Origin of the sequence: Maritimibacter alexandrii (assembly GCF_005871115.1) — a bacterium.
In the GTDB taxonomy this organism is placed as follows: domain Bacteria; phylum Pseudomonadota; class Alphaproteobacteria; order Rhodobacterales; family Rhodobacteraceae; genus Maritimibacter; species Maritimibacter alkaliphilus.
Genome location: NZ_SWKQ01000009.1, coordinates 1389941 through 1414454, shown reverse-complemented (window position 1 = coordinate 1414454; position 24514 = coordinate 1389941). Strand labels below are relative to the sequence as shown.

22 protein-coding genes and 1 tRNA gene are annotated in these 24514 nt (G+C 64.2%); 6 read left to right on the top strand and 17 right to left on the bottom strand.

Going from position 1 to position 24514, the window contains the following annotated elements; genetic code table 11:
- Positions 1-80 precede the first annotated feature (80 nt).
- Positions 81-155 (top strand) — tRNA-Val (locus FCT00_RS07630).
- A 67-nt stretch (positions 156-222) separates the two neighbouring features.
- Entirely contained in the window at positions 223-348 is a 126-nt protein-coding gene (gene ykgO / locus FCT00_RS07625; RefSeq protein WP_005850168.1) for a type B 50S ribosomal protein L36, read from the top strand.
- Positions 349-460: 112 nt separating this feature from the next.
- Here ykgO and FCT00_RS07620 read toward each other — a convergent pair whose 3' ends face one another.
- Positions 461-2107, bottom strand: a complete 1647-nt coding sequence (locus FCT00_RS07620; protein WP_171042917.1) for a peptidoglycan-binding domain-containing protein — start codon at positions 2105-2107, stop codon at positions 461-463.
- A gap of 118 nt (positions 2108-2225) precedes the next feature.
- Complete coding sequence (locus FCT00_RS07615; protein WP_138422472.1) at positions 2226-3446, bottom strand: phenylacetate--CoA ligase family protein; 1221 nt, start codon at positions 3444-3446, stop codon at positions 2226-2228.
- A gap of 133 nt (positions 3447-3579) precedes the next feature.
- Here FCT00_RS07615 and FCT00_RS07610 point away from each other — a divergent pair, with 133 nt between their 5' ends.
- Positions 3580-4398 carry a hypothetical protein gene (locus tag FCT00_RS07610; RefSeq protein WP_138422471.1) on the top strand — a complete coding sequence of 273 codons (819 nt, stop codon included), beginning with the start codon at positions 3580-3582 and terminating at the stop codon, positions 4396-4398.
- 41 nt (positions 4399-4439) lie between these two features.
- Here the strand turns inward: FCT00_RS07610 and FCT00_RS07605 are convergent, their stop codons facing one another.
- The 7 genes from FCT00_RS07605 to FCT00_RS07575 form a co-directional block, all read right to left on the bottom strand.
- Positions 4440-5267 carry an ABC transporter ATP-binding protein gene (locus FCT00_RS07605; protein WP_008331922.1) on the bottom strand — a complete coding sequence of 276 codons (828 nt, stop codon included), beginning with the start codon at positions 5265-5267 and terminating at the stop codon, positions 4440-4442.
- A 70-nt stretch (positions 5268-5337) separates the two neighbouring features.
- Positions 5338-6624 (bottom strand): ABC transporter substrate-binding protein, encoded by a 1287-nt coding sequence (locus tag FCT00_RS07600; protein WP_008331925.1) that lies wholly within the window; start codon positions 6622-6624, stop codon positions 5338-5340.
- 73 nt (positions 6625-6697) lie between these two features.
- Positions 6698-7774, bottom strand: a complete 1077-nt coding sequence (locus tag FCT00_RS07595) for a branched-chain amino acid ABC transporter permease (RefSeq protein WP_008331927.1) — start codon at positions 7772-7774, stop codon at positions 6698-6700.
- Complete coding sequence (locus FCT00_RS07590; RefSeq protein ID WP_138422470.1) at positions 7774-8022, bottom strand: hypothetical protein; 249 nt, start codon at positions 8020-8022, stop codon at positions 7774-7776. Before FCT00_RS07590 ends, FCT00_RS07595 begins: the two co-directional genes overlap by 1 nt.
- A 2-nt stretch (positions 8023-8024) precedes the next feature.
- A complete protein-coding gene (locus FCT00_RS07585) occupies positions 8025-9011 on the bottom strand; it encodes a branched-chain amino acid ABC transporter permease (protein WP_008331931.1) in 987 nt (328 codons plus the stop codon).
- A gap of 95 nt (positions 9012-9106) precedes the next feature.
- The gene (locus FCT00_RS07580; RefSeq protein ID WP_008331932.1) at positions 9107-9928 is read right to left on the bottom strand and encodes an ABC transporter ATP-binding protein; all 822 of its coding nucleotides are present in this window, start codon (positions 9926-9928) and stop codon (positions 9107-9109) included.
- A 31-nt stretch (positions 9929-9959) separates the two neighbouring features.
- A complete protein-coding gene (locus tag FCT00_RS07575; protein WP_138422469.1) occupies positions 9960-11936 on the bottom strand; it encodes a long-chain fatty acid--CoA ligase in 1977 nt (658 codons plus the stop codon).
- A 237-nt stretch (positions 11937-12173) separates the two neighbouring features.
- Here FCT00_RS07575 and FCT00_RS07570 point away from each other — a divergent pair, with 237 nt between their 5' ends.
- Genes FCT00_RS07570 through FCT00_RS07560 form a run of 3 tightly spaced genes read left to right on the top strand, consistent with a single transcriptional unit; the run spans position 12174 to position 15463 of the window.
- Positions 12174-14054 (top strand): hybrid sensor histidine kinase/response regulator, encoded by a 1881-nt coding sequence (locus FCT00_RS07570; protein WP_235888953.1) that lies wholly within the window; start codon positions 12174-12176, stop codon positions 14052-14054.
- Positions 14051-14755, top strand: coding sequence for a response regulator transcription factor (locus FCT00_RS07565; protein WP_008331935.1), 705 nt, complete (start codon positions 14051-14053; stop codon positions 14753-14755). Before FCT00_RS07570 ends, FCT00_RS07565 begins: the two co-directional genes overlap by 4 nt.
- Positions 14756-14812: 57 nt before the next feature.
- Complete coding sequence (locus FCT00_RS07560) at positions 14813-15463, top strand: histidine phosphatase family protein (RefSeq protein ID WP_138422468.1); 651 nt, start codon at positions 14813-14815, stop codon at positions 15461-15463.
- Positions 15464-15476: 13 nt separating this feature from the next.
- On the opposite strand, the gene FCT00_RS07555 is transcribed toward FCT00_RS07560, so the two are convergent.
- From FCT00_RS07555 to purH, 8 genes are all read right to left on the bottom strand, one after another.
- Complete coding sequence (locus FCT00_RS07555) at positions 15477-15797, bottom strand: DUF3775 domain-containing protein (RefSeq protein WP_138422584.1); 321 nt, start codon at positions 15795-15797, stop codon at positions 15477-15479.
- A 60-nt stretch (positions 15798-15857) separates the two neighbouring features.
- Complete coding sequence (locus FCT00_RS07550; RefSeq protein WP_138422467.1) at positions 15858-17090, bottom strand: DNA recombination protein RmuC; 1233 nt, start codon at positions 17088-17090, stop codon at positions 15858-15860.
- Positions 17087-18919, bottom strand: coding sequence for a DNA mismatch repair endonuclease MutL (gene mutL, locus FCT00_RS07545; protein ID WP_138422466.1), 1833 nt, complete (start codon positions 18917-18919; stop codon positions 17087-17089). Before mutL ends, FCT00_RS07550 begins: the two co-directional genes overlap by 4 nt.
- Positions 18920-19029: 110 nt before the next feature.
- Positions 19030-20340, bottom strand: coding sequence for a M16 family metallopeptidase (locus FCT00_RS07540; protein ID WP_138422465.1), 1311 nt, complete (start codon positions 20338-20340; stop codon positions 19030-19032).
- Entirely contained in the window at positions 20337-21692 is a 1356-nt protein-coding gene (locus FCT00_RS07535; RefSeq protein WP_138422464.1) for a M16 family metallopeptidase, read from the bottom strand. Before FCT00_RS07535 ends, FCT00_RS07540 begins: the two co-directional genes overlap by 4 nt.
- Positions 21693-21845: 153 nt before the next feature.
- Entirely contained in the window at positions 21846-22379 is a 534-nt protein-coding gene (locus tag FCT00_RS07530) for a DUF3035 domain-containing protein (protein WP_040884810.1), read from the bottom strand.
- Positions 22380-22430: 51 nt separating this feature from the next.
- Entirely contained in the window at positions 22431-22910 is a 480-nt protein-coding gene (lspA, locus tag FCT00_RS07525) for a signal peptidase II (protein ID WP_008331950.1), read from the bottom strand.
- The gene (gene purH, locus FCT00_RS07520) at positions 22910-24499 is read right to left on the bottom strand and encodes a bifunctional phosphoribosylaminoimidazolecarboxamide formyltransferase/IMP cyclohydrolase (protein ID WP_138422463.1); all 1590 of its coding nucleotides are present in this window, start codon (positions 24497-24499) and stop codon (positions 22910-22912) included. Before purH ends, lspA begins: the two co-directional genes overlap by 1 nt.
- Positions 24500-24514: the final 15 nt, after the last annotated feature.

Below are 24514 nucleotides of genomic sequence, written 5' to 3'. Positions count from 1 at the left end.
GACTCCTTTTATAGACACGCGGACCGGCGCGGGGTTTCCCGCGTCTGTTTGTTTGGGTTTGCGCCCGGGCAGGAAATTCAGGGCGATTAGCTCAGCGGTAGAGCACTTCGTTGACATCGAAGGGGTCACTGGTTCGATCCCAGTATCGCCCACCATGAACCGCCTCACACGTGAGGCATGAACACAAAGGCGCGACCAGCGCCGCGAATGAGGAGAAGGGCCATGAAAGTCCGCAACTCGCTCCGCTCGCTGAAGAACCGGCATCGGGATTGCCGTGTCGTGCGCCGTAAGGGCCGCGTCTACGTGATCAACAAGACCCAGCGCCGTTTCAAAGCCCGTCAGGGCTGATCGGCAAGCTCAGTTTTGCAAAAGGGCCGCCGGAACGATCCGGCGGCCCTTTTTCTTTTGTCGGTGGCGGGCCGGGGTCGCACGCCCCGGCCTTGGTGGGCACCCGCCCCGGTCAGAACGCGGCCAGCAGCCGCACCATCGTCTCCTGCGTGACGAACCCCGTGACCGGCAGCCCGCGCGAGCTTTGGAAGCGGCGGATCGCGCGGCGGGCTGTGGGGCCGAACACGCCATCGACCTCGGGAATGTCGAAGCCAAGGCTGACCAGCCTGTTTTCGACCAACAGCCGCGTCACCTGATTTCCGGCCACGGTCTGCTCTTCTCGTTCCGCCGCCGCCATCTGGGCCTCGTTCTGCTGGTTCTGCGAAAGCTGATCCAGCCGCGCCCGCGCCTCCTGCGCGAACAGCCCGTTCGGATAACGGTCGAGGTAGGCGCGGTAACTGCCCGGCTTGTCCTCGTTACGGACGCGATCCCAGAAGTCCCGCTCCTGCGCCTGCGCTTCCGACCGTTTCGCGGCCTCGATGTCGTCCAGACGATCCTGTGCGACCTCGGAAAAGAGCCCGTCCGGGTAACGGTCGAGATAGGCGCGCAGCCCGGCCTCGTCCCGGCCCTGACCGATCTGTTCCCAATACCGCCGATCCTCGCGTTCCTGACGCGCCTGCCGCTCGGCGGCTTCGCGTTCCAACTGCTCGGCGCGGGCGTCCGCCTGTGCGGTCATCCGGGCCAGCATGTCGCGGCTCAGGTATCCCGTCACCGTGAAATTGTTGGCGGACTGGTAGGACCGGATCGCGGCACGGGTCGCGGGGCCGAAGATCCCGTCGATACCCTTGGGGTCGTGCCCCAGAAGCGCGAGGTTGCGCTGCACCTGACGGCGTGCGGCCTGATTTAGGTTCAGCGCCGCCTCGGCGGTCTCATCGCGATTGGCGCGGTTGTCTTCGATCTGGCGCAGGGCCGCGCGCGCTTCCTGATTGTGGGCCCCTCTGGGGAAGTATTCGAGGTAGAGCGAATACCCCTCTTCGTCGTCCATCGTGCGCGCGACGACCCAGAAAGCATCGTCGGGCGATTGCTCGGTGCGCTCGATCACCACCCGGCCTTCGTCGCCTGCGGGCAGGAACGGAACTACGTTGGACACGAACCCGGTCGCGGTGACGCCACCCGGCCCGCCATCCAGACCCTCGCCCAAGGGCAGGCCGGGCACCAGAACCACTTCGTTCGCGACGCGGATGATGCGGTCGACGGGTCCGGTCAGGATGGTAACCCCCTGCGGCGCCTCAAGCTCGAACGTGTCGGACAGGCCCGTTCCCGCCACCTCCTCGCCGGCAGGGGCGGCCATGAGGATGGATTGCCCTTGGAACTCGGCCAGAACGTCGAGGATGGGGCCGATCGCCAGCGCCTCGCCCGCCACCGACACGGCATTGGGCCGGTCCGCCTCGTGCGTCAGGAGGTAGCTGTCGCGCGGACCGCCGACCATATGTCCGGCAAGGTAGACGAACACGCGGTCGCCCCCTTCCGCGTCCTCGCGGAACTCCTGCACGGCATCGCGCACATCGTCCGCCTCCTGATCGAGGGACGAGGTGACGGTGAACCCGCTGTCCTCGAGTTTCTGGGCCAGTGTCACGGCCTGCGCCGCGCCCGAGACGTCGGGCAGGCTTTCATATTCTGATTGCACGATGATGAGCGCCGCGTCGGCGGCGGCGATCTGCGGAACTGTGGCCAGAACGGCGAAGCTGGTCGCCAGCGTGGCGAAGGGTTTGTGTCGCATGGAACCTCCCATTGGTCAGGGTCGCGATTGCTGCAAACCTGTGCCGTCCCGCCCCGATATCCAATATCAACGGGTTGCTATGGGATATGTTCCGGCGGTGATCCGCCGCTCACGGCCCCTAGTCGTAGCTGCGCACGTCGTCGATCACCTTGCCATCGTTGGGCAATGCGCCGGGCGCCACGATCTCGACCTTGCCCTTGAGCTTGAGCACGTCCGCGATGGTCCGGCCATAGGCATCGGCGTCGCCCCCGTTGGATTCGACCTGGACCGTCATCACGTCCGCCTCGCCCTCGCGGCTGGCCACGACGCGCGCCTTGGCGATTTCCGGGTGTTTGGCGACGAAATCCGCGACCTGTTCGGGGCGCACGAACATACCCTTGATCTTGGTGGTCTGGTCGGCCCGGCCCATCCAGCCCTTGATGCGCAGGTTGGTGCGCCCGCAGGGGCTTGCCCCCTCCATCACCGCCGACAGGTCGCCGGTCGCGAAACGGATCAGCGGGTAGTCGGCGTTGAAGCTGGTGACGACCACTTCGCCCACCTCGCCCGGCGCCACGGGGTCGCCGGTGCCGGGGCGCACGATTTCGACGATCACGCCCTCGTCCACGATCATCCCCTCCATCGCGGGGGATTCGTAGGCGATGTTGCCCAGATCGGCGGTGGCGTAGTTCTGTAGGCAGCGGATGCCCCGATCCGCGTATTCCTGCCGCAGCGACGGGAACAGCGCCCCGCCGCCGACGGTGGCCTTGGTGATGCCAAGGCGCATGCCCATCTCGTCGGCCTTGTCGAGAATGATCTTGAGGTAGTCGGGCGTGCCCGCATAGGCGGTCGTTCCGATGTCGGCAGCGGCGCGCACCTGCAACTCGGTCTGTCCGATGCCCGCGGGCACGACGGCGGCCCCGACAGCGCGCGCACCGTTTTCAAAGATCATGCCGGCGGGGGTCAGATGGTAGGAAAAGCAGTTCTGGACGATATCGCCCTTGCCCACGCCCGCGGCGTGCAGGAAGCGACCGATCCGCCACCAGTCATCACCGATCCCGCCCGGCTCATAGATCGGACCGGGGCTTTGGAAGATGTGACCATACTCATGCGTCTTTTTCGCCGCGAAGCCACCCAGCGGAGCATGGGCGGCCTGCGACTTGCCGAGTTCCGACTTTCGCAGGACGGGAAGCGCCGACAGGGCCTCGACACTCGTGATCGCCGCCGGGTCCACGTCGCGCAGACTGTCGGCATACCCCGGCAACGCCTTGGCGCGGGCGATCTGGCGCGGCAGGGCGCGGGCGATATCGTCGGCGCGCTCGTCGGCCGAACGGGTTTCGAGGTCGTCGAAGAACTCAGACATGACAGGGCCCCTTTCCCGGGTGTTGCACGGTTTCTGCGACAATCCGCCCAAACGGCCTGCGCGGAAGTATCGCGTGGACGATCTGGTTAAATTGACGTTGAGTAAGCTGATTTGTGATTCGGGAGAAACTTATATGCCGCATAGGTATTTGCATCGCGTAACGCTGAACGACGATCTTCAGGTGGCCGAGATCGATTTGTCCGGCCTCCGGCTGGACACGTCGGGCGAGGTGAACGCGCTTTACGATGCGATCGAAGCGGCCTTGGCGGAATCCGGTGAAGAGCTGTGGTTTTTCGTCATCAACTACTCGGACTTCCGGATCGACAGCGACGCCTGGTATACCCACCACCGGCGCGGCAAGGCGCTGAACCTCGGTCACAGCATGGGCACGGTCCGCTTCGACATGAGCGAGGAAACGCAGCGCCAGATCGAACGGACGGCGGAGACCGAAAGCTTCGATCCCAACCTGTTCGCGGATCGGGACGGCGCGCTGGCGCGGGTCGCCGAGCTTCCGTCGAAACGTCGCGCGAAGGTCGTTCACGACATGGGTTATTCGGACGCGGAGTTCGCCAAGCGCATTTCGTTCGACGGGGCCGCCGAGATCATGAACGTCGATTTCTCGAGCTTCGTGTTTCACCATTCCGCCGACGTGAACGCGTTCTACGATCATATCGAGGCGCGGCTGGAGGAGACCGCGGTGCGCTGGTTCTTCCTCATCAATTACGAGGGTTGCCGGATTTTCGAAGAAGCCTGGGTCGCCTATGCCCGGCGCGGCAAGCGGCTGAACGAGCGCTGGTCGATGGGCTCGGTGCGCTACGCCCCCGGCTCGGAAACCGAGGAAACCATCCGGATGCGCGCGGAAAGCCAGCAATTCCGCCCGAACATCCGCAACACCCGCGAAGAGGCGCTGGCGCGCATCGACGAGATGAAGTCGGAGATGGCGGAGCATTAGGTCTGCCCACCTGACGGTTATGTTCGCGCTGTGATCGGCCATTACGAGAGCCAGCGTTTCCGCCGGCGGTAGGAGCGCACGTCGCGGAAGGACTTGCGCCCTTCGTCCGACATGCCGAGGTAGAATTCCTTGACGTCCGGGTTCTCGCGCAGGGCGGCGGCGGGGCCGTCCATCACGATCCGGCCGGATTCCAGAATATAGCCGTAGTGCGCATAGCGCAGCGCCACGTTGGTGTTTTGTTCGGCCAGAAGGAAGGTGTAGCCTTCGTTCTCGTTCAGGTTCTTCACGATCTCGAAAATCTGCTCGACGAGCTGCGGGGCAAGGCCCATCGACGGCTCGTCCAGAAGGATCGTTTCGGGACGGGACATAAGCGCACGGCCAATGGCGACCATCTGCTGCTCACCGCCCGAGGTATAGCCGGCCTGCGATTTGCGGCGCTCTTTCAGGCGCGGAAAATAGTCGTAGACCATGTTCAGGTCGGCATCGATGTCGCCGCGCCCGGCCTTGCGGGTATAGGCGCCGGTCAGAAGGTTCTCTTCCACCGTCAGGTGTTCGAAGCAATGCCGCCCCTCCATCACCTGAATGACCCCCTTGGTCACGAGGTCGGCGGGCGACAGATCCTGCACCTTTTCGCCGCGATACTGGATCGACCCCTTGGTCACCTCGCCGCGCTCGGAGCGCAGGAGGTTGGAAATCGCCTTGAGCGTCGTGGTCTTGCCCGCCCCGTTGCCCCCGAGAAGCGCGGTGATGCCGCCCTTGGGCACCGTGAGGCTCACACCTTTCAGGACGAGGATCACGTGGTTGTAGATCACCTCGATATTGTTGACCTCGAGCACTGTCTCGGTCTGGGTCGGCTGGGCGTCGAGCATGGCGAAATCCGTCTGTTCGTCGTGGTCGTGGTCCCCGGCCCGCGGGACATGCGGGCCGGGGGGGGAGGGCTTACATCGCGCAGCCCGGTTCGATGCCGGCTTCCGCCGCGAAGGCTGCCGAGTCTTCCTCGATCAGCGGCGACAGAACGTCGAGATCGGCCTGCATGTAGTCGGTGATCAGGCTCCACTCGCCCGCTGCCGCATCCCACTGCGCCACGGCTGCATAGCCGTCGCCGCCGTGGTTCTGGCAGGACACCGAGAACTCCGGCCCGAAGCCCGGCAGACCCAGATCGGTCATCTTGGCTTCGGTAATCTCGAGGTTCTCCATCCCGTCGCGCATCTGCTGCGGGGTGAGGGTCGAGGTGCCGTGCATCTCCTGCGCCGTCTTGGCCGCTTCGGCAGCGAGCATGGCGGCGTAGAGGCCCCGGTTGTAAAGCGCGGTGCCGATCTGGTCGCCGGCGCCCGCAGCCTTGCCCGCATCCACCACGTACTGCTGGATGTCGTCGAAGACCGGGTAGTCGGAGCCGACGTTGTGGAAGGTCAGCGCCTTGTAGCCGTTCGCACCTTCGCCCGCCGGGAGCACGTCGTTTTCAGAGCCGGACCACCAGATGCCGATGAAGTTTTCCATCGGGTAGCGGATGTTCACCGCTTCCTGAATGGCGACCTGGTTCATAACGCCCCAGCCCCACATCAGGGTGTAGTCGGGCTTGTCACGACGGATCTGAAGCCACTGCGACTTCTGCTCCTGACCGGGGTGGTCGACCGGCAGCGTGATGAGCTCATAGCCATGCTTGGCCGACAGCTCTTCCAGCGTGCGGATCGGCTCCTTCCCGTAGGCGGAGTTGTGATAGACCAGCGCGATCTTCTTGCCTTCCAGCGACCCGCCGTTTTCGTTCAGCAGATACTTGATCGCCACCGAGGCCCCATCCCAGTAGTTCGCGGGATAGTTGAAGATGTAGTTGAACACTTCGCCGTTCTTGGCCGAGGTCCGGCCATAGCCCATCGAGTGCACCGGGATCTCATCCGCCGTCGCTTTGGGGATGAGCTGGTAGGTGATGCCGGTCGAGAGCGGCTGATAGACCAGCGCGCCGGAGCCCTTGGTCGACTCGTAGCATTCGACACCCTTCTCGGTGTTGTAGCCGGTTTCGCATTCGATCAGTTCGATCATCTCGCCGCCGATGCCGCCGTCACGCTCGTTCAGAAGCGTGAAGTAGTCGGCATAGCCATCCGCAAACGGGATACCGTTCGCGGCATAGGGGCCGGTCCGGTAGCTGAGCGCGGTGAACGTCAGGTCGGCCAAAGCCGGGCTGGCCGCGACCGCGGCGCCCAGTGCGACAGTTGCAAGTTTCATTTTCATCGGGTGTCTCCTCCCTTGGTTGGTCCGATGTTTCCAGTCGGGGTTCCCGCCCCGCTTATTGCCCGGCCCCGCCCTAGTGCGGGAAAGGCCAGAGTCTGAGTTTTTCTTTCATCACCTTCCACAGCGCGGCGAGTCCATGCGGCTCCACGATCAGGAAGAACAGGATCAGCCCGCCGACGATCATGAACTCAAGATGCGCGGCAAGGTCCGTGGCCCAGCCCAGTCCGCCCACGAGCGTGTTTTTCAGAAGCACGGGCATGAGGACCATGAAGGCCGCACCCGCGAAGCTGCCGAAGATCGAGCCCAGCCCGCCGATGATGATCATGAACAGGACAAGGAACGACTTCTGGATGCCGAACGCCTCGCCCACTTCGACCGCGCCGAGGTAGACCGAGAAGAACAGCGCGCCCGCGACGCCCACGAAGAACGACGAAACGGCGAAGGCGCTGAGTTTCGCGGTCAGCGGGTTCACCCCGATGATTTCGGCGGCGATGTCCATGTCGCGGATCGCCATCCATTTGCGCCCCGTCGACCCGCGCGTCAGGTTACGCACGATCCAGGCCGACAGGAACACGAACACGAGACAGAAGAGATAGGTCGCCCAAGCCTCGGTCTGCGGTCCGGTCACCTTGATCCCGAACACCGCACGCTCCGGCACGCTGATCTGGCCCGAGGCGGAGTAGTTGTAGAACCACGGCACCCGGTTGAAGAGCCAGACGAGAAAGAACTGCGCGGCAAGCGTGGCCACGGCAAGGTAGAAGCCTTTGATCCGCAACGAGGGCAGACCGAACAGCATCCCCACCAGCGCGGTGATCCCGCCCGACAGGATGATGTGGAAAAAGATGTTCACGTCCGGGAAGGACGTCATGAGCTTGTAGCTCGCATAGGCGCCAACAGCCATGAAACCGCCCGTGCCCAGCGACACCTGACCCGCATAGCCCGTCAGCACGTTCAGCCCCAGCGCCGCGATGGCGTAGATCAGGAACGGCAGAAGCACCGCGTTGGCCCAGTAGTCGTTGATGACGAAGGGCACCACGATGAGCGCAACCGCGATCAGCACGTAATAGGCGATCCGGTCGAACTTGATCGGGAACGTCTGGCTGTCGTCCCGGTAGGAGGTTTTGAAATCTCCGGCCTCGCGATAGAGCATCAGGCGATCTCCCCGTCAGTTTTGAGGTGTGAAGGCACGCGGTTCGCGCGTTTGGCGTAACCCGTGGCTTCCGAATGGCGGACAAGCTGGAACCAGCAGGCGAGGCCGATGGCGGCACCGACGGCCGCCAGCAGCGACGCGACGAGCGCCTGATTGCCGGTATCGGTCGGGGCCGAGAGGGCGAGGTAGCCGAAGGCCCAGAAGCCGGACCATGCAACGGTGTTGGCGATGGCGATGAGTTTCTGCATCGTCACACCCTCTCGATGATCTTTTCGCCGAACAGCCCTTGGGGGCGGAAGACGAGGAACAGAAGGGCGAGGACATAGGCGAACCAGTTCTCGGTCGCGCCGCCGACCAGCGGGCCGATGGCGAATTCGAACAGCTTCTCACCCACCCCGATGATGAGCCCGCCGACGATGGCGCCGGGGATCGAGGTGAAGCCACCCAGCATCAGAACCGGCAGCGCCTTGAGCGCGATGAGCGAGAGCGAGAACTGAACGCCCGACTTGGACCCCCACATGATGCCCGCGACCAGTGCGACGAAGCCCGCGATCGACCAGACCAGCACCCAGATGAACCGGAGCGAAATGCCGACCGACAGCGCCGCTTGGTGGTCGTCGGCCACAGCCCGCAGCGCGCGGCCCTGTTTCGAGTATTGCGAGAACACGGTCAGCGCGACGACGAGGATCACCGCCACGATGGTCGCCGAGATGTCGAGATTGTCGATGAAGAAGCCGTAGCCGAACCAGTTGAAGGTGGTGTCGTCGATGGCGATGTTGATGCCCTGCGGCAGCCCCACGTCCAGCTTCTTGATGTCGGACCCCCACATCATGTCGCCGAAGCCTTCCATGAAATAGGCCAGTCCGATGGTGGCCATGAACAGGATGATGCCCGGCTGGTTCACCAGATGTCGCAGGATGTATCGCTCGACGATCCATGCGAAGGCGACCATCACCACCACGGTCAGAAGGATCGCGAGGATGGCGGGCACATGCCAGCCGAAGTGGTGCACGTCGGTCCCGAAGATCGCGTTGATGAGGTGGGCGAACGGCACCTGCCCGTCCTGAATACCCACGAGCGTCAGCGCGGCGAACAGCGCCATGACGCCCTGAGCGTAGTTGAAGATGCCGGAAGCCTTGAAGATGAGGACGAAGCCCAGCGCGACGAGCGCGTAAAGCACCCCGGCCATCAGACCGTTCAGCGTGACTTCCATCGCGTAGAGAAGCTGATCAGGCATGGGTTCCTCCCGTCCCGAAGCGGCGTGTCCAGCGCGCGGCGCCGTCCATGCCCAAGTATTGCGAAGAACCTCCGACGGAGGCGAGGAAGGTCGCGTCAGTCATGCGCCACCCCCAGATAAGCGTCGATGACCGCCTGATTGCCGCGCACCTCGTCCGGTGTGCCGTCGCCGATCTTCTTGCCGTAATCCATCACGACGACGCGGTCGGACAGGTCCATGACCACGCCCATGTCGTGCTCGATCAGGGCGATGGTGGTGCCGAATTCGTCGTTCACGTCGAGGATGAAGCGGCTCATGTCCTCTTTCTCTTCGACGTTCATACCCGCCATCGGCTCGTCCAGAAGCAGAAGCTTCGGCTCGGCGGCCAGCGCGCGTGCCAGCTCGACCCGCTTTTTCAGGCCATAGGGCAGACGGCCCACGGGCGTCTTGCGGATGTTCTGGATTTCGAGGAAGTCGATGATCTTTTCGACCTGTTCGCGGTGATGGTTTTCTTCCTTTTCCGCCCGGCCGAACCACATCGCCTGACTGAGCAAGCCTGTCTTCATCATGGTCAGGCGACCCGTCATGATGTTGTCCAGCACGCTCATGCCGTCGAACAGCGCGATGTTCTGGAACGTGCGCGCGATGCCCTGTGAAGCCACCTGATAGGGCTTCATCTGCGGGCGGCGCTTGCCACGGAACCACACCTCGCCCTCTTGGGGCACGTAGAAGCCCGAGATGACGTTCAGCATCGACGACTTGCCAGCGCCGTTCGGGCCGATGATCGCGCGTATTTCCCCTTCGCGAATGTCGAAGGAAATATCCTTGATCGCGACCACGCCGCCGAAACGCAGGGTGATGTTCTTCATCTCCATCACCACGCCGCCGATGGTCCGGCCGTCCGCGGTCACGTAGCTGTCCGGGCTCATGTCGTTCATTGGGCCCCTCCGGTTTCGTATTGTGTGAAGGTCATTCCGCCGCGATCCCCTGCTTCGGGGCGGTCGGCACCACCTTGGCGTCGCGGATTTCCAGCGTCGCCCTGATCTTGCCCTTGCGGCCGTCTTCGTAGGTGACTTCGGTTTCGGTGTATTGTTCGGTCTTGCCGGAATAGAGCGCCTCGACCAGATCACCGAATTTTTCCGAGATCACACCGCGCCGCACCTTGCGGGTCCGCGTCATCTCGCCATCGTCCGCATCCAGTTCCTTGTGCAGGACGAGGAAGCGGTGAATCTGGCAACCCGACAACATTTCATCCTCGGCCACACTCGCGTTCACCTCTTCGACATGGCTCTGGATCGTGTCGAGCACCTGCGGATGGTTCGCCAGTTCCTGATAGGAGGCATAGGAGATGTTGTTGCGCTCGGCCCAGTTACCCACCGCGTTCAGGTCGATGTTGATGAAGGCCGTGCACATCTCACGCCCCGATCCAAAGACCACGGCTTCAAGGATGTTCGGATAGAACTTGAGTTTGTTCTCGACGTATTTCGGCGCGAACATCGACCCGTCGGCCATCTTGCCCACGTCTTTGGCGCGGTCGATGATCCGAAGGTGCCCGGTGTCCGGTTCGATGAAACCGGCGTCGCCCGTCGCGACCCAGCCTTCGGCATCCTTGGTCGACGCCGTGCTTTCGGGGTTGTTGTAATATTCGACGAAGGTGCCGGGGCTGCGGTAATAGACCTCGCCGTTGTCGTCGATGCGCAGTTCCACGCCGGGGGCGGGCACGCCGACCGTATCGGGCCGCACCTCGCCATCGGGCTGCACGGTGATGAACACCGTCGCCTCGGTCTGGCCGTAGAGTTGTTTCAGGTTGATGCCGAGCGAGCGGTAGAAATCGAAGATCTCAGGCCCGATCGCCTCGCCCGCCGTGTAGCCCACGCGCACGCGGCTGAACCCAAGCGTGTTCTTGAGCGGCCCGAAGATCAGCAGATTGCCGAGCCAGTAGGAAAAGCGGTCGCCACCCGACACCGGCTTGCCGTCGAGAATCGCGGGGCCGACCCGGCGCGCGACCTTCATGTAGTGGTCGAACAACCGTTTCTTGAGCCGCGTGGCGTCCTCCATGCGGATCATGACCGTCGTCAGAAGGTTCTCGAACACGCGCGGCGGAGCGAAGAAATAGGTCGGCCCGATCTCGCGCAGGTCCGTCATCATCGTCTCTTCGGACTCGGGGCAGTTCACGCAGAACCCGGTCCAATAGGCCTGACCGAGCGAAAAGATGAAGTCGCCCACCCAGGCCATCGGCAGATAGGCGAGAATGTCGTCGCCCGCGGTCAGGTGATCGAATTCGGATGAGTTTTTGGCGCTTTCGATGACGTTGCGGTTCGACAGCACCACGCCCTTGGGTTTTCCAGTGGTGCCGGAGGTGTAGAGCATCACGCAGGTGGAATCGTAGTCCAGCTTCTCGGTGCGCTCGCGCATGATCGGTTCGAGCCGCGAATGCCCGCCGCGTCCTTCGGCCTGCACGTCGTCGAACCAGTTCAGATGCGTATGGTCGTATTTGCGCATCCCGCGCTTGTCGACGTAGATCACATGCTCGATCTTCGGCACGCGGTCCTTCACTTCGATGACCTTGTCGACCTGTTCCTGATCGCCGCAGATCACGAAGCGCGCGCCGCAATGGTCGAGGACATAGTCCATCTCTTCCGGGCCGGCGTCCTGATAAAGCGGCACGGGAACGGCGCCGCATTTCTGCGCGGCGACCATCGACCAGTAATGTGCCGGGCGGTTGCGGCCGATGATGGCGACATGATCGCCGGGTTCGATTCCCAGCGCGATCAGGCCCATCGCCAGCGCGTCGATTTCCTCGGCGGTCTCGGCCCAGCTCCATGTCTGCCAGATGCCGAACTCTTTTTCACGATAAGCGGGACGACCGCCGAATTCCTTCGCATTCCGGGCCAGAAGCGCCGGAACCGAGGACAGACCGCTGGTCGCGGTTTGAACCTGTGCCAAATTGTCTCCTCCCACACCGGCCCTCCCCGACCGGCGTTCCGCGTCACCCGAAGGCGACACGCAATATTCTTGCCAAGCAGAGTTCCACGTCAAACATTTCCGCAGTTTTTCCAGAATGTAACGAATTGTTGCGGGTGCTGCGGACGCAAAACCGGGGGCTTCCAGAGCGGTCGCCACGGTGCTAGCGAGAAAGGGGGAGGACGTTCTCTGAACACCAAGTACACCGATATCGCCGCCTTGACGCAGGCCGGTCTGAACCTGATCCAACAGGCGCTGTCGATCTATGACAGCGACCTGCGCTTCGTGGTCGGCAACCGGACCTTCCAGACGATGTTCGGCCTGCCCGACAGTCTGGTGACACGCGGCGCGCGGTTCGACGATACGATCCGGTTTCTGGTCGAACGCGGCGAATACGGCGAGGTCGACGACCACGAAGCCTTCGTGCAGGACAAGGTCGATCAGGCGCTGGCGTTCGAACCGCATTACGTGGAACGGCAGCGGGCCGACGGGCGCATGATCTCGGTCGAGGGGTCGCCGCTGGCCCAAGGCGGCTGGGTCACGGTCTATACCGACATCACCGCGATCAAGCGGCAGGAAACGCTGCTCAGATCGCGGTCCGAAGAGCTGTCGGATCAGCTTCTGGAACATGCCGAGGAGTTGTCGCACACCAACCGGGCGCTGGCCGCGACCAATGCGGCGCTCGAGGAAACCAAGCGGCAACTGACCGAGATGGAAAGCCGCGCCCGCGTCACGGCCGAGATGATGCCCGCGCATATCGCGCGGCTCGACCGGGATTGGCGCTATTCCTATTCCAACCGTCAGCTTGCCACGATCCTGCCGTTCACGCCGCGCAACATCGTCGGATTGCACGCCCGCGACGCGTTGGGCGACGAGGCGTTCGAGAAGATCACGCCAAGCCTCGAGCGGGCCTTTGCCGGGGATGCCAGCGTCTTGGAATTCGCGCACGAAGGCGTGGCCCGGCGTATCCGCGTGGCCTTCACCCCCGATGCCGACGAGCACGGCGAAGTCACCGGGGTCTATATCCTGTCGATGGACGTCACCGAAGAGGCGCAGGCGCGGGCGGCGCTGACCCAGACCCGCAAACGCGAACTGGCCGCCCAGCTAACGTCGGGAATGGCGCACGACTTTTCGAACCTGTTGACGATCATCCTCGGCCTTCAGGCGCGTTTGGGCTCGATGCCTCTGGGCGAGGATGCGCAGGCGCTGGTGCAGGCGACGACGGGCGCGGCCCGGCGTGGCGGGGCGCTGCTCGACCGGATCTCGTCCCTATCCGGCGCGCGCGAGGTGCGGCCGGAGCCAGTCGAAGCCGCGCGCCTTCTGGCCGAGATCGAAACGCTGGCGAAACCGACACTGCCGGATGGCCTGTCGCTGACCACCGAGGTCGAAGGTCTGGCGCATCCGGTGTTGCTGGACGTGGGCGCGACGCAGGATGCGCTCCTGAACCTCGTGCTGAACGCAAAGGACGCCATCGGGGCGGGCTCAGGCCGGATCGCTGTTGTCGCGCGCGAAGTGGCGGGCACATGGATCGAATTCGAAGTCACCGACACGGGGCCGGGGTTCAGCCCCGACGCGCTCGACCATGCGCTCGACGCGTTCTTCACCACGAAGGGTGGCGAAGGCTCGGGCCTTGGGCTCGCCATGGTCTATGACCACGCCAAGATGTCGGGCGGCCACGTGCGGCTTGCCAATACGGACCGGGGCGCACGGGTCACGATCCGGGTGCCGCTGAAGCCCGCCATGGCGACCGGCGCGCCGCAACTCGTGCTGCTGGTCGAGGATCAGGACGACATTCGCGCGGACGTGCGCGAGATGCTCATCTCGCTCGGCCATCAGGTGATCGAGGCGGCCTCGGGCGAAGAGGCGCTGGACCTCGCCGGGATCGAAGGAATCGATCTGGTTCTGTCGGACATCATGCTGGGCGGCACGGTGACCGGGGACCGGCTGGTCGGCAGGATCGAAGCGCCCGTGATGCTCATGTCGTCGCTGCCGCAGGGCGATGCGCGGCGGGCGGGCCATGCCGTGCTGACCAAGCCGTTCACGCGCGGCCAGCTTGCCGCGTTCCTTGCCGATGCCCTTGCACGGGAGGCCGCGGAATGAGCGCGCCGATGGTTGCCATTCTGGATGACGAGCCCGAGATTCGGCAAATGCTGTCGGACGCCTTGCAGGACGCCGGGTTCCGCACCGCGGGGTTCGGCCGCGCGACCGAGTTCGAGGCCGCGTTGCGCAAGACCGCGCCCGACGTCTGCCTCGTCGATCTCGGCCTGCCGGATCGCGATGGCCTGACGCTCGTTCACCGGCTCGCGTTGGAAAGCGGCGCGGCCATCATCATCATCTCGGGCCGCGCGCAGGTTCAGGACCGGGTGACCGGGCTGGAGCTTGGCGCGGACGATTACATCATCAAGCCCTTCGAACTGGCCGAGGTCGTGGCCCGTGTCCGCGCCCGCGTGCGCGTCGGCAAGGCGGCCAAGCCGGGCCAGTCGAACACGGCGAGCTTCGCGGGATGGACCGCGCATTTCGACCGTTACGTGCTGGAAGACGCGACCGGGGCCGAGACCGGGTTTTCCCATGCCGAGGGCGAAGTGCTTCGCCTGTTTCTCGAAGCGCCCAAACGCCTGATTTCCCGCGCGCATATGCAGGAAAGCCTTGGGGGTGCCGCCGGCGAGAGCTTCGACCGGGCGATGGACGTCCGCATCTCGCGCCTGCGCACGAAGCTGGGCGAAGACCCGAAGAACCCCAAGCTCATCAAGACGATCTACGGCGCCGGATACATCTTTCTGGGCGACGTCACGTGGCGCTAGGTCTTTTCCCTGTCACGTCTTCGGGTTAGCACCCGGTGAGCCAGTTGGGGGAACACGATGTCACAGGTCACGCTGGTCCGGCATGGGCAGGCCAATTCCGGGTCGAACGACGAACACGGATACGACAAGCTGTCGGACCTCGGCTGGCAGCAGACCGGATGGCTGGGCAACTATTTCGACAGCGTCGGTGAACGGTTCGACCGAATCTATTCCGGCACTCTGACCCGCCATGTCGAGACGGCGAAGTCGATGGGGTTTCCCGAACCCGTTCAAGACCCGCGCCTGAACGAAGTCGCCTATTTCGATCTGTCCGCGAAGATGCACGAACAGATGGGCATCAAGCCACCCGAGAACCGCGACGAGTTCGTAAATCACCTGCCGCTCGTCTTCACGGCATGGCGCGAGGGCCAGATCGAGGACGCGATCGAGACCTATGCCGAATTCGAAGGGCGCGTGGACGACGTGCTGCATGAAATCGCGGCGGGCAAGGGCCGTGCGCTCGTCTCGACCTCAGGGGGCTGGATCGCCATGTCGATCAAGGTGGCCATGGGGCTGCAACTGAATTCGATGGCGCGGCTGGCGTTGACCATCATGAACAGTTCTGTGCACCAGATGCACCCGGTCGGCGCCGGGTTGACCCTGACCCAGTTCAACGCGGTCCCACATCTCGCCGACCCGGATCGTCAGTACGCCCAGACCTTTATCTGAGGGTGGCGGCGGATCACTTCAGGTGATCGTCCTCAAGGTCTTCGACATCATAGCCCAACGCTTCCAACCCGGCTTCGAGATAGTCGGCCAGCATCGTCTCGCCCAGCAGGTAATCCTCGGTGGGCGCGGTCGCCTCGGCCTTGGCGGTCGCGATGGCCTCGTCCAGTTCCTCGGCTTCGAACGTCTCGCGCCCGATCCACATGACGGCCGCGAGGCTCGCCTGTTCGTCGGTATTGAGATCCGAAATGTAGTTGCGGATCACGTTCTCGGTGTCGGGCAGTTCGCGGGCCTGAATGGCGATGCGGGCGACGCGGGACGGGCTGATTTCGAGCATGTCTGACCTGTTCATTGCTTGCCCCCCATTTAGGGGCGAAAGCGGGGGCGCGACAAGGGATCAGGTCTTGGGAAGCTGAACCACCGCTGCCGCGTCGTCCTGCGCCAGTTCCTCGAAGTCGAAATTGTCGAGCCGTTTGGCCCGGTTTCCGGCCTTTTCGGCGGAAATCTTGATGTCCGCGATGTCCTTGGAGGCCTGATGGAAATGCCGGTCGAGGTTTGCGACACGGTCGCCCAACCGGCCGACGTCCGCCGACAGCAGGTGCAGTTCCTTGCGGATCGCGCCCGCCTGTTCGCGCATCCGGGCGTCTTTCAGGATCGCGCGCATCGTGTTCAGCGTCGCCATGCAGGTGGTGGGCGAGACGATCCAGACGCGGGCATTGAACCCTTCGCGCACCACATCGGCGAAATTGGCGTGAAGTTCGGCATAGACGGCTTCGGACGGCAGGAACATGAGCGCGCCATCCGCCGTCTCGCCCTCGATGATGTATTTCTCACTGATCGCCTTGATATGGGCGCGCACGGCGGTCTTCATCAGGCGCCCAGCCTCGGCGGCCTGGGCCTGCGTCTCGGCGCGGCGCAACGCCTCGTAAGGCTCCAGCGGGAATTTCGAGTCGATGACGATGGGACCGGGCGGGTTCGGCAGGTGGATCAGGCAGTCCGCCCGCTTTCCGTTCGACAGCGTATGCTGGAACGCATAGCTGTCGGTCGGCAGAGCCTTGGACACGATGTCGTTCAACTGGATTTCACCGAAGGCCCCGCGCGTCTGCTTGTTGGACAGAATGTCCTGTAAGCTAAGAACGTCGCCCGACAGCTTTTCGATATTCGCCTGCGCCTTGTCGATGGTGGCGAGCCGTTCCTGCAATTCGGTCAGCGACTTGGTGGTCTTGACCGTCGAACCTGTGAGCGTTTCGTTCATCCGCTCCTGTAAGTCGGACAGGGCCCGCGCGGATTTCATCGCGTTCTCGTGCAGCCGGTCCTGCATCTGCCGCTGCACGTCGGCGAGGCGCGTTTCCATGGTCTGTATCATCCGGCTCTGCGCGTTGGCCTGCGCGTCCGACACGGTGCGCAGGCCGCCCGACAGCTGGTCCTGCCCCTGCCCCAGCACCTGCACCGCATGACCGATGCCACCAAGCTGACGCGCAAGCTCTGCATTGGTGGCGCTGGCGCGGCCCGACCGCACGAGCAAAACGATCAACAGGAGGACAAGCAGAAGCAGCACCGCCCCGGCCACGAACGCGGCAAGGGTCAGAGGGTCGGAAAGGTCGAGGGTCGTGTCGCCGATCTGGATCATGTGCGCCCGAAAAGCCGTTCGATATCCGCCAGCTTTAACTCGACATAGGTCGGACGGCCATGGTTGCACTGACCGGAATGGGGCGTCGCCTCCATCTCGCGCAGTAGCGCGTTCATCTCTTCGGGGCGCATCCAGCGCCCGGAGCGGATCGAGCCGTGGCAGGCGACGCGCGACAGCACCGCTTCGATCCGGGCCTGAAGGGTCTGGCTTTGGCCGAGGTCCGCGAGTTCGTCGAGGATGTCGCGGATCATGGCTTCGGCATTCACCTGGCCCAGGATCGCGGGCGTCTCGCGCACGGCGATGGCGCCGCCGCCGAATGGCTCGATGACGAGGCCCAAGCGGGCGAGGTCGTCGGCGAGGCCCAGAAGCAGGGATGCGTCGCCCTCGGACAGGTCCACGATCTCGGGGATGAGCAGCGCCTGCGACGCCACGCCGTTTTCGGCCATCTGGCGCTTGAGCTTTTCATAGACCAGCCGTTCGTGCGCGGCGTGCTGATCGACGATCACCATGCCGTCCTCGGTCTGGGCGACGATGTAGTTTTCATGCACCTGCGCGCGGGCCGCGCCGAGCGGAAGGCGTTCGGTGGGTGGCGTTTCGGGTGTCGGCTCCGGTTCGATCACGGGGTCGAACCGGGCCGAGGGAGTTTCCGCGAAGCCCATTGGGGACTGGGCTTCGCGTGCCGTGTGCAGGACGACTTGGGACGGTCTGTCCATCTGGTACACACGGGCGTGCGTTGGCTCGGGCCGCATGGCGCCGAGCGTGGATTGGGCGACGGTGGAGGACGCACGGTGCCCGGCCTCGGCAAGCGCATGGCGGATCGTCGTGACGATCAGCCCGCGCACGAGACCGGGTTCGCGGAAACGCACTTCGGATTTCGCCGGGTGGACGTTCACATCGACCAGTTTCGGGTCGCAGGTCACGAACAGCGCCGCCGCCGGGTGGCGGTCGCGGGACAGGAAATCGGCATAGGCCCCGCGCAGCGCACCGATCAGAAGCTTGTCGCGCACAGGGCGGCCGTTGACGAACAGGAACTGCGCCACCGCCGCGCCACGGGAATAGGTCGGCAGAGCCGCGTATCCCGTCAGCCGGAAGCCTTCGCGCAGCGCGTCGAGCGGCACGGCGTTCTCGGCGAAGTCGCGCCCGAGGACACCGCCCAGACGGGCATAAAGCGCGTCGAACAGATCGCCGTTTTCGGGCGCGGCCCGGAAGGTCACGCGCCCTTCGCCCCCGCCGGACACGTCGCGCAGGGTGAAGCCGATATGCGGCTCGGCCATGGCGAGGCGTTTGACCACATCGGTGATCGCCTGCGCCTCGGCCCGGTCGGTGCGCAGGAACTTGAGCCGGGCGGGCGTGGCGAAGAACAGGTCGCGCAATTCCACGACCGTGCCGCGCGACAGGGCGGCGGGCCTCACCGGCTCGGCCTTGCCGCCGGCCACGCGGATGCTGGCGGCCGCCCCATCGCAGCGCGAGGTGATCGTCAGCCGACCGACCGCGCCGAGCGACGGCAGCGCCTCGCCCCGGAAACCGAAGGTGTGAATGTCGAGCAGGTCGGACCCGTCGATCTTGGAGGTCGCGTGGCGCGACATGGCGAGCGGCAGGTCCTCGGCCGGGATGCCGCACCCGTCGTCGGTGACCCGGATCAGGGTCTTGCCGCCATCGGCATAGGCCACGTCGATGCGGGTCGACCCGGCGTCGATGGCGTTCTCGACAAGCTCTTTCACGGCGGACGCCGGCCGCTCCACGACTTCGCCCGCCGCAATCCGGTTGATTGCAGCGTCATCAAGCTGGCGTATGGCTGGCCGGCTTATATTGGGGGCGTCGTCGGGCATGCCACTAGACCTAGCATGTGCACGCGCGATTCTGAAAGCGCGAAAGACGGCGCGAGGGCCGTCTTTCACAGGGGTGTCGGGGCGTCTTCAGCGCCCCGAGGGCGCGGCCCTCAGTTCACCGTCGGCTCCAGACCTTCGGGCTGGCCGACCACCACGAAGCGCAGGTTCTCGGGCTGGAAAAGCTCCGCCGCGACGCGGTTCGCCTCTTCCAGCGTCACCGCCATGACCTTTTCGTTCCGGGTTTCCGGGTAGTCGATCGGGTAGCCGTCCATCTGCATCGAGGTCAGGATGTTGGCGATGTTGCTGTTGCCGTCGAACCGCAGCGGATAGGCGCCGGTCAGGTATTTCTTGGCATCTGCAAGCTCCTGCTCGGTGATGCCGTCCTCGGCCATCTTGGCCCATTCCTCCTGCACGACCGAAACGGCTTCGGCCATGACGCCGTTCTGCGACGAAAAGCTGCCGCCCAGCACTTCGGAATAGTCGCTGTCCGACAGGTAGGTGCCGATGCCATAGGTCAGGCCGCGCTTCTCGCGCACCTCGTCGAACAGCCGGTTCTCGAAATTCGCGCCGCCCATGATCGTGTTCACGATATAGGCCGCGAAGAAATCCGGGTTGTCGATCTTCATGCCCGGCTGACCGAAGCGCGCCACCGATTGCGGCGTGTCGAAGGGCACGACCGAGATGCCGGGGGTGGCGCCGAAAGGCACCGGGTCGGGGTAAGCCCCGCCTTCTTCGCGCAAATCGCCCAAGATGGTGTCCAGCACCGTGCCCAGTTGCTCGGGCGTGATGTCACCGACCGCCGAGACATAAACCCGGTCGCGCGCGATGGCGTTTTCCCATGCGGTCACGATGTCGTCGCGGGTCAGGGCGGTTACGCTGTCGACGGTGCCCCCGTCGAAGCTTCCATAGGGATGGTCGCCATAGGCCGCGGCATTCATCGCGTCGCCCGCAATTTCGTCGGGGTCCGTCTGGCGCGAGTTGATGTAGGACAGAACCTGCCCGCGCACACGCTCCACCGCGACATCATCGAACGTCGGCTCGACCAGCGAGGCGCGGATCAGGTCGATGGAGGGCTGCATGTTCTCGGTCAGGAACTGGGCCGACACGGTCAGGACATCGCCATACACGTCGAAGTCGATCGACGTGGCGAGGTCTTCTTTCGCCTCGGCGAAGGCGCGGCTGTCCATGTCGGCCGCCCCCTCTTCGAGCAACCCGGCCATGAGGTTCGTCGCACCGCGCTTGCCCGGCAGGTCGAGCGACGTGCCGCCCCGGAACCGAAGCTCGAGAGCGACGAAGGGGATCGAATGTTCTTCGACCAACCAGGCCGAGATGCCGCCGGGCGACGTGACCTCCTGAATCGGAACCTGAGCACGGGCCGGAACGGCGGCGATCAGGAAAAGCGCAATGGCGAGACGGATCATTGGATGGCCTCCGCGTCGGTATCAGGGGTCGTGGTGGGGCCGGTCAGCCAGCCGGTGACGGCGTGCGAGCGTTGCAGAACCTTCTCGGCAACCGCCATCACGTCGTCCGGCGTCACCGATTGCAGAACCTCGGGCCAGGCTTTGACGTCTTCGATGGTCAGACCGCTCGTCAGCGCCGCGCCATAGCGGTTGGCAAGGCCACGCATGGAATCCTGCGCGTAGATATCGCCCGCACGAATACGGGTCTTGATCCGTTCGAACTGCGCCGGGTCGATCCCGTTCTCCATGAACTCGGCCAAGGTGGCATCCATCGCGGCTTCGGCTTCGGCCAGCGACACGCCCTGCGCCGGAACCACGCCGATGCGGATCGACGATATGTCGAGGTTCAGCGCGCTGTAGCCCGCAAAGGTCGAGACGGCGATGTTCTGGTCAAACTCGAGCGCCTGACCGAAGACCGACGTTGCCGAGTTCCCACCAAGGATCTCCGCGAGATAGACGAGCGCGGCGGCCTCTTCCTGTTCACCCGGATTGCGTTCGGGGGCGAGGTAACTGCGCACGACATAGGGTTGGCTGACACGCGGGTCTTCGTATGTGATGCGGCGTTCCGCAAGCGGCACGGGTTCCAGCGGTCGCGCGCGCGGCTCCAACCCTTCGGTCGGTTCGAGCGGGCCATAGTGCTCCTCGGCCATCGCGAGCACCTCTTCCGGTTCCACGTCACCCGCCACCACGAGGATTGCGTTGTTGGGAGCATAGTATTTGCGGTAATAGGCCATCGCTTCGTCCAGCCCCAACTGCTCCATCTCGTGCCGCCAGCCGATGACGGGGATGCCGTAGGGGTGGTTCTGGTAAAGCGCGGCCTGCATCTGTTCGTTCAGCAGTGCGCCCGGCGAATTGTCGGTCCGCATCGCGCGTTCTTCGAGGATCACGTCACGTTCGGTCGCGATGTCGTCTTCGGACAGCTGAAGGTCGCGCATCCGGTCGGCCTCCATCGTCATCATCAGGTCGAGCCGGTCGGCGGCGACGCGCTGGAAGTAGGCGGTATAGTCCTGACTGGTGAAGGCGTTGTCAGACCCGCCGTTTTCAGCCACCACGCGGCTGAGTTCGCCGGATTCCATGTCGTCGGTCGCCTTGAACAGCAGATGTTCGAGGAAGTGGGCGATGCCGGAGACCCCCGGATCTTCGTCGGCGGCCCCGGCGCGATACCAGACCATGTGGACCACGACCGGCGCACGATGATCTTCGATCACCACTACGTCCATACCGTTGTCGAGGGTGTAGTCAGTGACCTCCTGCGCCGTGGCAGGGAGCGTGACGGCCATGATGGCGAAACAGGCCGAGAGAAGTCGCTTCATCTGAAATCCTCCGTTCCACTGACACAGTTAGCCGGAGCGGCCAGAGGAGCAACCCCGCATGACGGTGGTGTGAATTGGATTACAGGTTGTTAACACGCCTGTGTGGCGCGGGAAAAAGAAACGGGCCCAGCCGGGCCCGTCGCATCTTTCGCCTCACTCGAACCGCTCGGGATCGGGGGGTGCCGCCGGGGTCCAGACCCCGCGATTGCGGACCCGGTCGAGTTCGAGCTGCTGGTCGAGCGACTGCTGGCTGTAGCTGTCGTAATAGACGTTCACGTTGAACAGGCGCTCAAGCAGCTTGCCGTTGTTCTTGCGGCGGTATTCCAGGTCTTCCTCGGCCAGCACCGTGCGGATGTTGCCGTTGGTGCCATAGCGACCGGCATGGGCGAGAAGCGTGCCTTCACCGGCATTCGCGCGATCCGAGGTGAGCGCATCGGGATTGCCGCCCAAGGCCGCCACCGCATCTGCGGTCGGCGTGGCATCGGCGCGGTTCGTCTGACCGGGGGTCGGCGTCGGAAGCGCGCTGTAATCCTCGGGCTGTTCAAGCGGCTTGTTGGGCAGGATCGAAAACTCGTCCGGGGTCGAGGACCGGATGTTCATGAGGTCGGGATTGCCGTCGTTGGAACAGGCCGCAAGCAGCCCGAGACCCACAAGGGCTAGTCCGAATTTCATGGCAGGAACCCGCATCTATGCCTCCAACACCCGTTTCGACCTCTTTACCGCAACTCGCGGGCCCCGTCACGGGGCCTTTTTCCCATCGGCTTTGTCGGCCAGCAGGATCAGACCGATGGCCCCGGCAAACACTGCAATATCAGCGACATTGAAGGAATAGGGATTGGTAAATCCGCAACAGGACATATTGAGAAAGTCCGCGACGGCACCATAGACCACGCGGTCGATCACGTTGCCCAGCGCACCACCGACGAGCACGCCTGCGGCAATGCGTGCGGCCAGCGTCATGGATTTGCGCCGCACCCACCATAGCACGCCCAGACAGATCGCGAGCGCCACACCGATCAAAATCCAGCGCATCGTGTCCTCAGACGACGAGAACAGTCCGAAGTTCACGCCTTCGTTCCACGCCATGCGGTAGTTGAGGAAGGGCGGCCAAACGTCGATCGCCCCGACCTCCTTCAGGTTCATCACCTGCACGACCCAGTATTTCGTCACCTGATCGAGGACGAAGACGATGAGCGCGGTGATCGACAGCGCGCGCATCAGTGACGGAAGTGCCGCATGCCGGTGAACACCATGGCGAGGCCGGCCTCGTCAGCCGCCTTGATGACCTCGTCGTCGCGCATCGACCCGCCCGGCTGGATCACGCAGGTCGCGCCCGCTGCGGCGGCTTCCAGGAGGCCGTCGGGGAACGGAAAGAACGCGTCGGAGGCGACGGCGGAGCCGATGGCGGGGCTTTCGGCAAGGCCCAGTTCAGCCGCCATGCGACCCGCTTTCGTGGCGGCGATGGTGGAGCTGTCCAGACGGCTCATCTGGCCCGCGCCCACGCCCACGGTCGCGCCGTCTTTGACATAGACGATGGCGTTGGATTTGACGTGCTTGGCCACTTTCCAAGCGAAAAGCAGGTCTTTGAGCTGTTCGTCGGTCGGGGCCTTCTTGGTCACGACCTTCAGGTCATCGAGCCCGATATGCCCGTTGTCCTTGTTCTGGAACAGATAGCCACCCGCGACCTGACGGATCGTCTGGCTGCCGATCAGCGGATCGGGCAGACCGGCGGTGGTCAAGAGACGCAGGTTCTTCTTGGCCGCGAAAATCTCTTTCGCCTCGTCCGAGGCACCGGGGGCGATGACGACCTCGGTGAAGATCTGGGTGATCTCGCGCGCCGTGTCGGCGTCGAGCGGCTGGTTCAGCGCCACGATGCCCCCGAAAGCCGAGGTGCGGTCGCAATCGAACGCCTTCTTGTAGGCGTCGAGCAACGTCGCGCCCCGCGCCACGCCCGAGGGGTTGGCGTGCTTGATGACGGCGACGGCGGGACCATCGGCGGGGTCGAATTCCGCGACCAGTTCGAACGCCGCATCGGTGTCGTTGATGTTGTTGTAGGACAGCTCCTTGCCCTGATGCTGCACGGCGGTCGCCACGCCTTCGCGGGCCGAGCCATCGACATAGAACCCTGCATCCTGATGCGGGTTCTCACCGTAGCGCATGACCTGCTTCAACTCGCCCGCGACCACGCGGCGACGCGGCGCGGCCTCGCCAATCGCGCCCGCCATCCAGCCGGACACGGCGGCGTCGTAGGCCCCGGTGCGGGCATAGGCGATCTGGGCCTGACGCTGGCGGAAGGCATAGGTCGTCGCGCCATCGTTCGTTTTTAGCTCATCCAGCAGCGCGCCGTAATCCTCGACATCGACGATTGTCGTGACGAAGCCGTGGTTCTTGGCCGCCGCACGGATCATGGCCGGGCCGCCGACGTCGATGTTCTCGATCATCTCGTCGTAATCCGCGCCACGGGCCAGAGCGGCCTCGAACGGGTAGAGGTTCACCACCAGCAGGTCGATCGCGCCGATCCCATGCTCGGTCATCGCGGCGACGTGGTCGTCGTTGTCACGCAGCGCCAGAAGGCCGCCGTGCACCATCGGGTGCAGCGTCTTGACGCGGCCATCCATCATTTCGGGAAAGTTCGTCACCTCGGACACGTCCTTGACCGCAACGCCCGCATCCCGCAGCGCCTTGGCCGATCCGCCGGTGGACAGGATCTCGATCCCCATCCCCTCCAGAGCCTTGCCCAGATCGACCAGCCCGGTCTTGTCGGATACGGAAATCAGCGCGCGGCGCACGGGGGAAAGGTCGGTCATGTGGTGTCCCTTGGG